Source organism: Delftia sp. HK171 (genome assembly GCF_001886655.1).
GTDB classification, from domain to species: Bacteria; Pseudomonadota; Gammaproteobacteria; order Burkholderiales; family Burkholderiaceae_C; genus Comamonas; species Comamonas acidovorans.
The window spans coordinates 3,222,206-3,235,783 of record NZ_CP018101.1; the positions used below are offsets into that span (position 1 = coordinate 3,222,206).

A 13,578-nucleotide genomic window follows, 5' to 3' on the forward strand; every position below is an offset into this window, starting at 1 on the left:
AAACGATTTCTTGAAAACGTTTACATTGCACCCGCTGCGCGTGACGGTGCGGTGACGGAGATTTGAAGCTTTTGTGGCAGCCAGGCGTCTGGCGGCTTGGGGCCCTGGCGTTGCCCCGTACCTAGACTGCCGTAGATGCAGCCCGCTGGCGCCGAATCCAGCTGATGAAGGCCGAAAGCTCTGCGTTGAAACGAGCTCTGGGTGCCTCGGGCGTCCTTGACTGCGCCAGAAAGAAAGCCACGGACTGCGCCATTTCCGGATGGAGCTGCGCAAAGCAATCGGCGAACTCCTCCAGCGTGCGCGGCCAGAAGCCGCCTGAGCAGGGGCGCAGCACATTGGTGGCCCGGATCAGCTTGCGTGCGGCTTCGCGTTGCAGACGCAGGGCCTCCATGTCGTCCCGGGTTGCAGCAATGCGCTGCAGGTAGTCGTTCAGCACCTGCACGTAGTCGCCATTGACGGCCTGTGCAATCGCCCTGGACGGCTCGAACGCCTCAAACTGCTGCGCCAGGTCTTCTCCATGGATGCAGCGGCACTCATGCTTGAGCCAGTAGCCCCAGCTGTAAAGATGAGCCGGATCCAGCACCTCTTGCCGAGTGCCCAGGTCGAAATCGATCTTCACGACTTCTTTGTGACGTAGTTGCAGGTCCTGGCGCGATTGTTCCAACCGGGCGCTCTCCTGCCTGGACAGGGGGCGGGCCAGCACGATCGTCAGGTCCAGGTCCGAGAAGCCTGCCCTTGCGCAGCCGCGCGCCACGCTGCCATACAGGTAGAGGCTGTCCAGCGCCTCGCCAAGGTCGCTGGCGATGGCTGCGCGCGCATCTGCCACCAGGCGCTGGAACTCGGGCTGGACAGGATCGTTGGGGATGAGGTCCAGAGTGCGGGGCGCGTGAGGATCGCTGCAGGAGTGCATGGGGATGCCTGGGCTTATCGCCCGCTCATTCGTCTGCCGCAAGCCGCGCATAGAGCGCATAGTCCCTGGGCATTCCGCGAACCAGCCTGAACGAACGCAGCAGCCCCTCATGCCGGTACCCGCAGGCCTGCACGACCTTGGCCGAGGCCTGGTTCGACTCCAGTATCGCGGCCTGGATGCGGATGAAGCCGTATTCCTGAAAGGCCCATTGGGTCACTGTCGCGCACAGGGCCTTGGCTATGCCGCGTCCCCAGTACTCCGGGGCGAGGTCGTAGGCGATTTCGGCGGTGCGGTTCACGCCGGAGATGGTGTGAAAGCCGATGCTGCCCACCATCCGGCCACTGCGGGCATCGACGACGGCCAGGCGGCGCTGGGAGTCGGCGGACGGGGACTCGAACGCATCGAACAGCGGCAGCAGGTCGTCGCCTGAGGCGAGGTTCCAACTGGTGTGCTCGGTGACGGCGGGCAGCCTCAGGTAGGCGTACCAGGCGCCGATGTCCGAGCGTTCGATCTGGCGAAGGGAGATTCCGGGCAGCTCTGGTACGGGGGGATGGTGTATGCGCATGGGTTCCGGGATGGCAGCGCCGGGCTTGCCCGGCAGGCACGATTGTGGACCGGCGCCAGCGCGAACTCTGTGAACAAGCCTGAAACCTACAACCCGCCGACAGGCCCAGGCATACGATTTGTAGCGATTGGAAACCGCCCACCGCTTGCGGCATGCCGCATGCCGCAAGCGCGCAGGCGAGGTCCAACGCCAAGAATCACAACTCCAAGCTTCCTATGTCTTCATTCGATACCCAACTGCTGCTCATCGCGCTGGCCAGCGTGCTGGTCCTCGTCGCGCTGATCGTCTCGCGCATCCGTCTTCATCCCCTGCTGGCGCTGCTGGTGGTTTCCATCGGCGTGGGCTTTGCCACCGGCATGGCGCCGGGCGAGATCGTCAAGAACCTCACCAACGGGGCCGGCAAGACGCTGGGCGCGGTGGGCGTGGTCATTGCCCTGGGCGCCATGCTGGGCAAGATCCTGGCGGACTCCGGCACCACTGAGCGGCTGGCCAGTGCCATCCTGCAGCGCACGTCCGAGCGCATGATTCCCTGGGCCATGACCCTGGTGGCCTTCGTGATCGGCATTCCCATGTTCTTCGAGGTGGGGCTGGTGGTCATGCTGCCGCTGATCTTCAGCGTGGCGCGCAAGCTGGAAAGCAATGAGCGCTTCAAGGGATCGGCCTATGTCTATGTGGGCGTGCCCGTGATCGCCGCGCTGGCCGCCATGCACGGCATGGTGCCGCCGCACCCCGGCCCTCTCACCGCCATTGCCACGCTGCACACCACGGTCGGCCCGACCATGCTGTACGGCTTTCTGGCCGTGATTCCCGCCATGGTGCTGGGTGGCCCGCTGTACGGCGCCTTCATCACGCCGCGCATGAGCACGCGCCCCGATGCAGCCCTGCTGGAGCAGTTCACATCAGGCAAGAAGGAAGGCGGGGAGGGCAGTGCGCCCAGCATCGGCATGGGCGTGCTGTGCGCCTTGCTGCCCGCGCTGCTGATGCTGGTGCATGCGCTGGCCGAGGTGCTTCTGCCCAAGGATTCGGGCCTGCTGCATGCGGCGGCCTTCCTGGGCAATCCGCTGGTGGCCATGCTGCTGGGCGTGGTGTTTGCCTCCATCACCCTGGGCTATCTCCGCGGCGCCGATGCCGAGAAGCTGCGCGACGCGCTGGGCCAGAGCCTCAAGCCCATCGCCGGCATCATGCTCATCATTGCGGGCGGCGGCGCCTTCCAGCAGATCCTGACCAGCGCCAAGGTGGGCGATGCCATCGTCCACATGACCCAGCAGTTCGCCCTGCCTCCGCTGGTGCTGGGCTGGATGATCGCCATGCTGCTGTCGGTGTCCACCGGCTCGGCCACCGTGGGCATCGTCGGCGCGGCGGGCCTGCTGGCGCCGCTGGCGGCCTCCGATCCTTCGTTGAACGTGCCGCTGCTGGCGCTGGCCATCGGCTGCGGCTCACTGTTCTTCAACTACGCCAACCACGCGGGCTTCTGGATGGTGAAGGAGTCGTTCGGCATGAGCATGGGCGAGGCCACCAAGACGATTACCGTGGTCCAGTCCATCGTGTCCTTTGTGGGCCTGCTGATGGTGCTGCTGTTCAATCTGCTGCCCAAGCTGGGATAGGTGAAAGGCATGAGTGAAAGGCATGAGGCGGGCCGCCGGCGGCCGCTTCGATGCCGCTGCAACCACCAAGAGAGGGCACTTCTTCCGGTTCGACTGCGAATTGCCCCGGTCGCGACAGGGAAAATGCCGCCCCGTACAGATGCGGTACCCGGCGCCGCTTCAACGCGCGGCTGGCAATTCACCTATACTGATGGAGGTGCTGTCCTTGTTGTTCGCCTCCTCAGTGCCCGTCTGACACCTTCGCGGTCTCCGGGCTGCCGTTAGCCGCCCACTGTCACAAAGTCTGTGACGAGGTCCGCAACTGTCACTCTCAACGGCGAGCACCACGCGAATCCAACCCACCTCCCGGGTCCGCACTCTCCCTGCCACCTGCAGGGTCCTCTTTTCCCTTTTTTCGATGCTCCGCTGCCTGCGTGCAGCGGTCATCCTGCGCTGGCCCAAGGCCGCAGCATGGTGCTGCACCAGCAACTTGCGGCGACGCAACCCTTTCAACATGTACTCACAGGAGTCCCATTGGCTAAAGAAGAACTGATCGAAATGCAAGGCCGGGTAGACGAAGTGCTGCCTGATTCCCGCTTCCGCGTAACGCTGGAAAACGGCCACCAGCTCATCGCCTATACCGGCGGAAAAATGCGCAAGCACCGCATCCGCGTGCTGGCCGGCGACAAGGTGACACTTGAAATGTCGCCCTATGACCTGAACAAGGGTCGCCTCACGTTCCGCCACATCGAGCAACGCTCCGGCGCACCGGGCCCGCGTCCTCCGCAGCGCCGCTGAAGCCCGCCGGCCCGCTTCTGTTGCAGAGCGGGCATTCGGGGCGCAGGCAGGACCGGGCTCTGTGCCTGGTTGCCTGATCGGCAGCCCCAGTCAGCTTTCCAAGCAGCCCCGACGGCCCGACCGCCTGGAGGGCACCAGACGGATCAGGCGAGTCCGTCTGCTTATTTGGACATGGCGTCCTTGCCCATGGAATCCTTCTTCATTCCATCCTTGGACATGCCGTCCTTGTGCATGCCATCTTTGTGCATGCCGTCCTTGGACATGGAGTCTTTCTTCATGCCGTCCTTGGCCATGGAGTCCTTCTTCATTCCATCCTTGGACATCGAATCCTTGGACATGGCTCCGTTGGACATGCCGTCCTTCGCCATCTCATCCGCAGCGAATGCCGTGGTGGCACCGGCCAGGGCGAGGCAGGTGGCGAGCAGGGTGGTGGTGAGCTTGGTCATTTGAGTCTTCCTTTGGATTAGCGGTTTGCGGGATTGCAAATCGGCCGGCTTTGGATGGGCCCGGCCTCGCACCTTCGTTGGCGGCCCAGCGGCTTGGAAGGCCGCTCAACTGCCTCCGAACCAGTTGTAGCCCTGGTCTTCCCAGTAGCCGCCGGAGTAGGTGTTGGTGACGAACATGGCCTGGATGTGCTTCGGGTTCTTGTAGCCCAGCTTGGTGGGCATGCGCAGCTTCATCGGAAAGCCATATTTGGGCGGCAGGGGCTGCCCGTCGTAAGTCAATGCCATCAGCGTCTGCGGATGCAGGGCCGTGGCCATGTCGATGCTGGTGAAGTAGTCGTCCACGCACTTGAAGCCGACGTACTTGGCGCTGGTGTCGGCGCCTATGTGGCGCAGGAAATCGGCAAAGCGCACGCCGCCCCAGCGGCCTATGGCGCTCCAGCCTTCCACGCAGATATGGCGCGTGATCTGTTCGTCCTGCGGCATGGCGCGCAGCTCGGCCAGGGTCCAGGCATGGCGGTCGGCGACCATGCCGGTCACCTCCAGGCGCCAGCTGGCCTCGTCCACCTCGCGTACCTCGTCCTCGCCGTAGTAGGCATTGAAGGGGAAGGGGCGCGTGATCTCGGCTGCGGAATAGGTGGGCGCCAGCCGCGTGGGGCTGAAGAGCAGGCCCTGCATGCGGTCGTTGAAGCGCGATACCTGGCTGAGCGCGGCCTCGACGTGGCTGTCATCGCTGATGCTGCAGCCCGTGAGCAGGGACAGGCCGCCCAGCGTCAGCGAGCGCTGCAAGAAGGCGCGGCGTGCGGGCTGGTCCAGCTTGCGGGCGATCAGCGAGCGTGCCTCGTGCACCACGGCCTCGCCATCGACGCCGGGCAGGGAAGGGGCTTTGAAGATTTTCATGGTGACTTGGGCGCACGGCCGTGGATCATGGTCAGGAACGTCCGGGGCACCAGGGCGACCATTGCCAGGTGCACCACCACAAAGGCGACCAGCGCAGCCATGCCGAAGAAGTGCACGCGCCGTGCGGATTCATAGCCGCCCAGCAGCTCGCGCAGCAGCGGGAACTGCACCGACTTCCAGAGCACCAGGCCCGACAGCACGATCACCACCAGGTCCAGCACCACGAACAGGTAGGCCAGCTTTTGCACATGGTTGTAGCGGGCCGGGTCGGCGTGCGAGAGCCGGCCCTTGAGGGCGGCCACCAGGTCCTGGCGCACGCCCTGCACGCTGACGGGAAAGAACTTGCGCAGCCACCGGCCGCTGGCGATGTTGAGCAACAGGTACAGCAATCCGTTGAACACCAACAGCCACATGGCCGCGAAATGCCATTGCAGCGCCCCGCCCAGCCAGCCGCCCAGCGTGATCGAGCCCGGAAAGCTGAAATCAAAGAACGGCGCCGCGTTGTAGATGCGCCAGCCGCTGGTCACCAGGATGACCACGGCCAGCGCATTGAGCCAATGCGTGAGGCGCAGCCACAGCGGGTGGATGCGCTGACCATCCTGGGGCTGTGCCGGTTGGGGGGTGATGAGGGCGGTGTTCATGGGTCCCATTGTTGGAGGGACCCCGTAGCGGATGTATCACGCAAACTTCAATTAATCGTGATAACTCCCAAGGCCTGTTCAGCCCGCCTGGGCGCACCCGGCCAGATAGTCCACCAGCGTGCGCGCCGCAGGCGATAGCCGGCTGCCGTCCCTGAAGCAGATGGCGAACTGCCGCCGCGCCCAGGCATCGGTGAGCGGCACCATGTTCACGCCTTGCACGCCCTGACCGGAGCCCGCCATGCCCAGGATCTCCCTGGGCATGATGGCCACGCCCAGGCCGGCGCGCACGCAGCGGATCGTGGCGTCGAAGGAGCTGACCACGGCGCGGTAATTGAGGGGCCGGCCGATGATGGCCGCCGCCCGCGCCAGCATGGTGTAGACGGCCGTGGAGGCGGGCAGGCCCACATGCTCGCAATCCAGCGTTTCGCTGAAGCTGCAGCTGTCGCGCAAGGCCAGCGGGTGGCCGGCCGGCACGGCCACGGCCAGGGTGTCGCAGCGGTAGGGCAGGGTCTGCAGGCCCTCCAGATCGGCCGCGTTCCAGCACACGCCCACCAGGGCCAGGCCTTCGCGGATGGATCGGATGATTTCGCTGCTGGTCAGCTCCTCGATGTCCACGCGGATCTGCGCGTGCTCGGGCTTTTGCAGAAAGGCCGCAATGTCATCGGGCAGGGACTCGGCAATCGACGACACCGAGGCCAGTATCCGCACCTGGCCCTTCACGCCATGCTGGTAGGCCGCCATGTCGCGGGCCGCGCGGTCGGCGCTGGCCAGCATGGCGCGTGCGTGCTCCAGCAGCATCAGCCCGGCTGCGGTGGGCACTACGCCGCGGCGGTGGCGCTCCAGCAGCGGGGCCTGCACCTGCTCTTCCAGCAGCGCCATGCGCTTGCTGATGGCCGATGAGCCGATGTGCTGCTGCTCGCCCGCGCGGGCGATGTTGCCCAGGTCGCAGGCCGCGACAAAGAGCCGCAGGGTGGTCAGGTCCAGGTCTTTCATGGCGGTTATGGATTTCCATTTGGGAAACTCTAAGGCGAAAAATTATCGCTTCTGCACGCTGGTGGGAATGTCTAAAGTGCCATTCAAGACAAACCACCCCACGCGAACCTTCCCATGCCAGAACCCATCCGTGCCCTGCAGTCCGCCGTCATCCGCGAGGTCGGCCTGCGCGATGGCCTGCAAAGCATCCAGACCGTGCTGTCCACCGAGCGCAAGAAGGAATGGATACGCGATGCCTACGCTGCCGGCCAGCGCGAGATCGAAGTCGGCTCCTTCGTCCCTGCGCGCCTGCTGCCCCAACTGGCCGACACGGCCGAGCTGGTGGCCTATGCCCGAACGCTGCCGGGCCTGTTCGTCTCCGTGCTGGTGCCCAACATGCGTGGTGCCGAAAGCGCCCTTGCCAGCGGGGCCGACCTGATGCTGGTGCCGCTGTCGGCCAGCCATGCACACAGCCTGGCCAACCTGCGCAAGACGCCCGATGAGGTCGTGGCCGAGGTAGCCCGCATGCGTGCCGCACGCGATGCTGCAGGTTCGAAGATGCTGATCGAAGGCGGCATTGGCACGGCCTTCGGCTGCACGCTGCAGGGCCGGGTGGAACCGGCCGAGGTGCTGCGCTGCATGCAGGCCCTGCTGGACGCGGGGGCCGACCGCGTCAGCATGGCAGACACCGTGGGCCATGGCGGGCCGGGCCAGGTGCAATCGCTGTTCGAGCAGGCGAGGCGCATTGCGGGCGAACACTTTTGGTGCGGCCACTTCCACGACACGCGTGGCCTGGCGCTGGCCAATGTGCATGCCGCACTGCAAACCGGCGTCACGCGCTTTGACGCCACGCTGGCCGGCATCGGTGGCTGCCCCCATGCGCCCGGCGCCAGCGGCAATGCCTCCACCGAAGACCTGGCCTTCATGCTGGACACCATGGACATCGACACGGGCCTGGACATCGAGGCCCTGCTGCGCCTGCGCGCCAAGGTGGCCGCCTGGCTGGACGGCGAAAGCCTGCACGGCGCGCTGTGGCGCGCGGGCTTGCCGCGCAGCGTCAAAGCCGACGCAGCCCCTGCCGCTGCATGAACCCCTTACCTTCCCACGAGCACACCTGTATGGCCACCGAACCCCTGCTGCCGCTGTCCGGCATCCGCGTCATCGAATTCACCCACATGGTCATGGGCCCCACCTGCGGCATGATCCTGGCCGACCTGGGCGCCGAAGTCATCAAGGTCGAGCCGCCGGGCGGCGACAAAACGCGCACGCTGCCCGGCCTGGGCATCGGCTTTTTCCGCAGCTTCAACCGCAACAAGAAAAGCGTGGTGCTGGACATCACCACCGAAGCGGGCTGCGCCACCGCTGCCGAGCTGGCCGCTGGCAGCGACGTGGTGCTGGAGAACTTCCGCCCCGGCCTCATGCAGTCCCTGGGCCTGGACTACGCCACGCTGTCGCAGCGCGCGCCCGGCCTCATCTATGTCAGCCACAAGGGTTTTCTGCCCGGCCCCTACGAAAAGCGCCTGGCGCTGGACGAGGTGGTGCAGATGATGGGCGGCCTGTCGTACATGACCGGACCCGTGGGCCGGCCGCTGCGCGCGGGCACCAGCGTCAACGACATCATGGGCGGCATGTTCGGCGCCATCGGCGTGCTCGCCGCCCTGCGCGAGCGTGAGCGCACCGGGCGCGGCCAGGAGGTGCAAAGCGCGCTGTTCGAGAACTGCGTCTTCCTGTCCTCCCAGCACATGCAGCAGTACCTGATGACGGGCGAGGCACCGCCGCCCATGCCCTCGCGCGTGTCGGCCTGGAGCGTCTACGACGTGTTCACCCTGGCCGGTGGCGAGCAGCTGTTCATCGGCGCCGTCAGCGACAAGCAGTTCGCCACCCTGTGCCGCGTGCTGGACCGCGCCGACCTGCTGCAGCGCCCCGAATACGCCGACAACGCCGCCCGTGTGGCCGTGCGCCCTCAACTGCTGGCCGAGCTGGGCTCCATCCTGGCCAGCCATGAATCGGCCCGGCTCGCGCCGCAGCTGGAGGCCGCAGGCATTCCCTACGCGCCCATCACTCGGCCCGAGCAACTGGTGGACGACCCGCACCTGCGCCAAAGCGGCGGCCTGGCTTCCATGCAGACCGAAGACGGCGGCCAGACCGACGTGGTGCTGCTGCCCCTGCTCATGAACGGCCACCGTCCCGGCGTGCGCATGCCGCTGGCCGGAATTGGCGAGCACACCGAAGAAATCCTCGGAGCCCTTGCATCACGGACCTGACAGCCAAACCCGGGCGCCGAAGGCAGCAGAAAAACACCCCGGCGCGCATGAGACAACACAAAAAGGAGACAACCCCATGCACTCGTCCCATCCCACCCGCCGCCGCACCCTGCTGGCCCTGGCCGGCGCATCGCTGGGGGCCGCTGCCCTGGGCGTGCGTGCCCAAAATGGCACGCCGCTGCGCGTCATCCTGCCCGTGGGGGCAGGCTCGGGCGCCGACACCATCGTGCGCTCGGCCCAGACTGCGCTGGTGCGCTCGCTGGGCGGCCAGCCCGTGGTCATAGAGAACCTGCCGGGCGCGGGCGGCACCACGGGAACGCAGATGCTGGTCAAGGCGCCGGCCGATGGCAACACCATCGCCTTCATCTCCAACAACCACGCCGTCAACCCCAGCGTCTTCAAGAAGCTGCCCTACGACAGCCTGGCCGACATCACGCCGCTGTCCATCGTCGGCGGCTCGCCCTTTGTGCTGGTCGTCCACCCCAAGGTGGCGGCGCGCAATGCGCGCGAACTGCAGGCGCTCATGAAGGCGCGGCCCGGCGACCTCAACTACGCCTCGTCCGGCAACGGCACCATCTTCCACCTCGCGGCCGAAGTCTTTCTGGACGCGGCCGGCACCACGGCACGCCACATTCCCTACAAGGGCGTGGGCCAGATGGTGGTGGACCTGCTCAGCGGGCAGGTGGACTTCGGCGTGATCGCCGTGGGCACGGCGCAGGCGCACCTCAAATCCGGCGCGCTGCGTGCCATCGGCATCATGGGCCGCGAGCGCGTGGCATCGCTGCCCGATGTGCCCACCGTGGCAGAGCAGGGCTTTCCCGGCGTGGACATCGCCGGCTGGGTGGCCGCCATAGGCCCCAAGGGCATGCCGCCCGCCCAGGTGCGCCGCCTGCACGACGGCATCGCCACCGCCTTTGCCGACCCCGAGGTCAAGGCCGGCTTTGCACGGCGCGACGAATACACCGTGCTCAACAGCCCCGAGGCGGCAGCCCAGTTCCTGCGCTCCGAGCAGGAACGCTTTGCGCGCCTGGTCAAAAAAGCCAATGTCACGCTGGAGTAAGCGCATGGCCCTCTATCGTTATCGGAACAAGGCACCGCAGCTGCCCGCATCCGCCTATGTGGCGGCCGAGGCCACGCTCATCGGCGACGTCACACTGGGCGAGGGCGCCAGCCTCTGGCCCGGCGCCGTGGCGCGCGGCGACAACGAACCCGTGCGCATAGGCGAGGGCAGCAACGTGCAGGAAGGCGCCGTGCTGCATGCCGATCCCGGCTTCGCGCTCACCCTGGCTGCCCATGTCACCGTGGGCCACCAGGCCATGCTGCATGGCTGCAGCGTGGGGGAGGGCTCGCTCATCGGCATACAGGCCGTGGTGCTCAACGGTGCCGTCATCGGCGCGCACAGCCTGGTGGGTGCCGGCGCCATCGTCACCGAAGGCAAGCAGTTCCCTCCGCGCTCGCTGATTCTTGGCGCCCCCGCCAAGCTGGTGCGTACGCTCAGTGACGAAGAAGTCGCGGGCCTGCTGCAAAGCGCCGCCAGCTACGTGGAGCGTGCAATGTCCTTTCGCCAGGAGCTGCAGCGCATTGACTGATTCCCTGAACCCGCTGACCGACGCCGTGCGCATGCCCGCCGCAGCGCTGCAAGCCTGGGCTGCTGGCGTGCTCCAGGCCTTTGATGTGAGCGCATGCCACGCGCAGGCCACCGCCCAGGCACTGGTGCGCACCAGCCTGCGCGGCGTGGATACGCATGGCGTGGCAAGACTGCCGCCCTATGTGCAGCGCATCCGCGAAGGCACCGTCCATACACGGGCCAAGCCCAGCCTGCAGGAGCGCAACGGCCTGCTGCGCTGCCATGGCGACCATGCCCTGGGCCAGCCCGTGCTGGAGCTGGCGCTGCAAGCCTGCCTGGACAGGGCTGCAAGCCAGGCCGTGGTGGCCTGCCACATCGAGGCCTGCGGCCACCTCGGCGCCCTGGGCGTGCTGCTGCTGCCCGCCGTGGAACAGGGCTGCATGGCCCTGCTGTGCCAGCGCACGCCGTCCATCATGGCCATGCCCGGTGCCACGCGGCCTGCGCTGGGCAACAACCCCATCGCCTTCGCCGCGCCCGTGGCCGGACGGCCGCCACTGGTCTTCGACATGGCCCTGAGTGCGGTCGCACGCGGCGCCGTCATGGCTGCCGTCCGCGACGGCCATGCGCAAATCCCGCCGCATTGGGCGCTGGACGCACACGGCCATCCCACCACCGATCCCCACGCCGCACTGCAGGGCGCCATGCAGCCCATGGCCGGCCACAAGGGCCTGGGCCTGGCCATGGTGGTCGAATGCCTGGCGGGCGCGCTGGGCGGCGGCCTGTTCCAGCCCGCTGTACCCGGATCGGCGGAAGGTTCCGCCGCCAACGCCTGCGCCTTTCTGCTGGTCATCAACCCAGCCCTGGCCGCACCGTCACCCCGGGGATTTGACAACTACATGGCCAACTGGATCACCGGCCTGCTCGCGGCCCAGGGCACCCAAGGCCGCTATCCCGGACTGCGCCAGCATGAATGCGAGCTCCAGCGCCGCGCCGAAGGCATCCCTCTGTCGTCTGCGCTGATCAATGAGTTGCAGGCGCTGGCACGGCTCAGCGGGGTGGCGCTGGCGTTGTGAGCGACGGATCCGCAGCCGATTGGCCGGACGACATCACCGCCTCCAGCCCGCTTCTCGGGAAGACCGGGCTGTAGTTCACCTGGATCTCGGAGAGCCTGTCATTCACCCGCGTCGTCATGAAATAGCGCGGCATGCCGAATCCCACTTTCATCACCAGACCGCGAAGCTCGGAGAGAGCGCCGACCTTCACATCGGGATCGACCAGCACGGCAATGCGTGCCGTGCTTTTGGCATCGGGGGCTGCGGTCAGCTTCCTGGAGAGTGTGTTTCTCAACTGAGCCGGACTGACCCGCTGGCCATCCAGGCTGTACGGGCGATCATTGCCGCTTGCCGCATGCATTTCGATCACGGTCAGATCTGCGGCAAGAGCGGGTGGGCCGAGCAGGGCGGCCAGCAGCAGGAATCTTGTTGGTTTCATGGTTCTGTTGTGCGATGCAGAGCTTGTTGACTCACTCGCTCTGTGAGCTTGTACCAGCTCGTCCCCACTTCTCCCAATTTTCCCCCAGATTGGTCGCAAGAATTCCTTGGCAACTCCAGGAAAAGACCATGATTGATTTCTCGCAAACCAACGCTTCACGCATTCGCCCGGCCCTTGTGCTGGCTGTGGCGGCCTTCGCGGCGGCCTGCAGCCATGCGCAGGGCCACGGGGGGCACGGCAATCCGCCGTCGCCGCCGCCCGAGGCCTATACCGCCTGCCAGGGCAAGGCCGAGGGTGACAGCGTGACGCTGACCATGCCCGATGGCAAGACGCTGGCCGGCACCTGCCGCAGCCTGAACGGGCAGCTGGTGGCCATGCCGGCCGGCGGGCCCGGCGCAGGCGGGCCGCCGCCCCATCCGCAGCAGTGATCGCGTGGCCCGGCGGGCCACGCCGCCGGGCTGTCTGCAACCCCACGGGCCTGCGCACAGGCCCTCATGAAAAAGCCATCCCCATGAACCACTCTCAAGATGCCCACGACCTGGGCCTTCAGCACGATCTGCAAGTCATGGCGCGCCGCCTGTTCGACCGGCGCCGCATGCTGGGCCTGATGGCCTCTGGCGGCGCCGTGGCGCTTCTGTCCGCCTGTGGCGGCGGTGGTGATTCCAGTGATTCGACAGGAACCGGCACGGGCACCGGAACCGGGACAGGAACGGGCACCGACACGGGTACGGGCACAGGTACGGGCACGGGGACTGGAACCACGACCGGCACCTGCATGGTCGATCCCACGGAAACCGAAGGCCCTTACCCCGCCGACGGCTCCAACGGCTCGCGCGGCAGCCTGGTCAATGTGCTGTCGCAAAGCGGCGTGGTGCGCAGCGACCTGCGCAGCAGCTTTGGCGGCATGAGCGGCACGGCTGCAGGCCTGCCGCTGACGCTCAGGATCACCCTGGTCAACGTCAGCACCAACTGCAGCCCGCTGGAAGGCTATGCCATCTACCTGTGGCATTGCACCCGCGAGGGCGAGTATTCGCTGTACTCCACCGACCTGCTCAACCAGAACTTCCTGCGCGGCGTGCAGGCAACGGACAGCAATGGCGAATGCACCTTTGTGACCATCTTCCCGGGCTGCTATGACGGGCGTTGGCCGCACATGCACTTCGAGGTGTTCCGCAGCCTCAACACGGCCGGCAGCTACACCAACAAGCTGCTGACCTCGCAGATGGCCATGCCCAAGGACATCGCCAGCGCCGTCTATGCCGGTGTCAGCGGCTACAGCGCCAGCGTCTCCAACCTGTCGCGGGTCAGCGTGACATCGGACAATGTCTTCGGCGACAACACCAGCGAGCAGATCGCCTGGCAGACGCCCACCTTCACCGGAGACACCACCAATGGCCACACCGCCACGATATCCATCGGCATTGCCGTCTGACGCAGCAACTGA

At 66.5% G+C, this 13,578-nt stretch carries 16 protein-coding genes; 9 read left to right on the top strand and 7 right to left on the bottom strand.

The genetic code is table 11. The features are described from left to right. Window positions 1-121: 121 nt before the first annotated feature. Window positions 122-910, bottom strand: coding sequence for a nucleotidyltransferase domain-containing protein (locus BO996_RS14620; RefSeq protein WP_071955242.1), 789 nt, complete (start codon window positions 908-910; stop codon window positions 122-124). 25 nt (window positions 911-935) lie between these two features. Beyond that, the gene (locus BO996_RS14625; RefSeq protein ID WP_071955244.1) at window positions 936-1,475 is read right to left on the bottom strand and encodes a GNAT family N-acetyltransferase; all 540 of its coding nucleotides are present in this window, start codon (window positions 1,473-1,475) and stop codon (window positions 936-938) included. A gap of 215 nt (window positions 1,476-1,690) precedes the next feature. Between BO996_RS14625 and BO996_RS14630 the strand changes: the two genes are divergently transcribed. After that, on the top strand, window positions 1,691-3,079 hold the full coding sequence (locus BO996_RS14630; protein WP_016453662.1) for a GntP family permease: 1,389 nt from the start codon (window positions 1,691-1,693) through the stop codon (window positions 3,077-3,079). Between the two features lie 513 nt (window positions 3,080-3,592). Continuing rightward, a complete protein-coding gene (infA, locus tag BO996_RS14635) occupies window positions 3,593-3,856 on the top strand; it encodes a translation initiation factor IF-1 (RefSeq protein ID WP_012204971.1) in 264 nt (87 codons plus the stop codon). Window positions 3,857-4,017: 161 nt separating this feature from the next. On the opposite strand, the gene BO996_RS14640 is transcribed toward infA, so the two are convergent. The 4 genes from BO996_RS14640 to BO996_RS14655 all read right to left on the bottom strand — a co-directional run bounded on the left by BO996_RS14640 (window position 4,018) and on the right by BO996_RS14655 (window position 6,833). Continuing rightward, the gene (locus tag BO996_RS14640) at window positions 4,018-4,302 is read right to left on the bottom strand and encodes a pentapeptide MXKDX repeat protein (RefSeq protein ID WP_071955246.1); all 285 of its coding nucleotides are present in this window, start codon (window positions 4,300-4,302) and stop codon (window positions 4,018-4,020) included. Window positions 4,303-4,407: 105 nt separating this feature from the next. Continuing rightward, complete coding sequence (locus BO996_RS14645; protein WP_071955248.1) at window positions 4,408-5,199, bottom strand: molybdopterin-dependent oxidoreductase; 792 nt, start codon at window positions 5,197-5,199, stop codon at window positions 4,408-4,410. Continuing rightward, the gene (locus tag BO996_RS14650) at window positions 5,196-5,849 is read right to left on the bottom strand and encodes a cytochrome b/b6 domain-containing protein (RefSeq protein ID WP_063326434.1); all 654 of its coding nucleotides are present in this window, start codon (window positions 5,847-5,849) and stop codon (window positions 5,196-5,198) included. Before BO996_RS14650 ends, BO996_RS14645 begins: the two co-directional genes overlap by 4 nt. Window positions 5,850-5,918: 69 nt before the next feature. Then, the gene (locus BO996_RS14655) at window positions 5,919-6,833 is read right to left on the bottom strand and encodes a LysR family transcriptional regulator (RefSeq protein ID WP_063326433.1); all 915 of its coding nucleotides are present in this window, start codon (window positions 6,831-6,833) and stop codon (window positions 5,919-5,921) included. 114 nt (window positions 6,834-6,947) lie between these two features. Here BO996_RS14655 and BO996_RS14660 point away from each other — a divergent pair, with 114 nt between their 5' ends. The 5 genes from BO996_RS14660 (at window position 6,948) to BO996_RS14680 (ending at window position 11,716) form a co-directional block, all read left to right on the top strand. Continuing rightward, complete coding sequence (locus BO996_RS14660) at window positions 6,948-7,901, top strand: hydroxymethylglutaryl-CoA lyase (protein ID WP_071955250.1); 954 nt, start codon at window positions 6,948-6,950, stop codon at window positions 7,899-7,901. A gap of 29 nt (window positions 7,902-7,930) precedes the next feature. Next, complete coding sequence (locus BO996_RS14665; RefSeq protein WP_332258410.1) at window positions 7,931-9,076, top strand: CaiB/BaiF CoA transferase family protein; 1,146 nt, start codon at window positions 7,931-7,933, stop codon at window positions 9,074-9,076. A gap of 76 nt (window positions 9,077-9,152) precedes the next feature. Next, window positions 9,153-10,136 carry a tripartite tricarboxylate transporter substrate binding protein gene (locus tag BO996_RS14670; protein WP_071955254.1) on the top strand — a complete coding sequence of 328 codons (984 nt, stop codon included), beginning with the start codon at window positions 9,153-9,155 and terminating at the stop codon, window positions 10,134-10,136. Window positions 10,137-10,140: 4 nt separating this feature from the next. Continuing rightward, window positions 10,141-10,665: a gamma carbonic anhydrase family protein gene (locus BO996_RS14675; protein WP_065347208.1), complete on the top strand. Its 525-nt coding sequence runs from the start codon at window positions 10,141-10,143 to the stop codon at window positions 10,663-10,665. Beyond that, window positions 10,658-11,716 carry an Ldh family oxidoreductase gene (locus BO996_RS14680; protein WP_232240310.1) on the top strand — a complete coding sequence of 353 codons (1,059 nt, stop codon included), beginning with the start codon at window positions 10,658-10,660 and terminating at the stop codon, window positions 11,714-11,716. Before BO996_RS14675 ends, BO996_RS14680 begins: the two co-directional genes overlap by 8 nt. On the opposite strand, the gene BO996_RS14685 is transcribed toward BO996_RS14680, so the two are convergent. After that, window positions 11,691-12,134 carry a hypothetical protein gene (locus tag BO996_RS14685; protein ID WP_071955265.1) on the bottom strand — a complete coding sequence of 148 codons (444 nt, stop codon included), beginning with the start codon at window positions 12,132-12,134 and terminating at the stop codon, window positions 11,691-11,693. The genes BO996_RS14680 and BO996_RS14685 overlap by 26 nt on opposite strands. Window positions 12,135-12,262: 128 nt before the next feature. On the opposite strand from BO996_RS14685, the gene BO996_RS14690 reads away from it, so the two are divergent. Together BO996_RS14690 and BO996_RS14695 are read left to right on the top strand one after the other, a co-directional pair. Further along, complete coding sequence (locus tag BO996_RS14690) at window positions 12,263-12,562, top strand: hypothetical protein (protein WP_016448111.1); 300 nt, start codon at window positions 12,263-12,265, stop codon at window positions 12,560-12,562. Window positions 12,563-12,645: 83 nt separating this feature from the next. Beyond that, on the top strand, window positions 12,646-13,566 hold the full coding sequence (locus tag BO996_RS14695) for a dioxygenase family protein (protein WP_071955267.1): 921 nt from the start codon (window positions 12,646-12,648) through the stop codon (window positions 13,564-13,566). The last annotated feature ends 12 nt before the right edge of the window (window positions 13,567-13,578 follow it).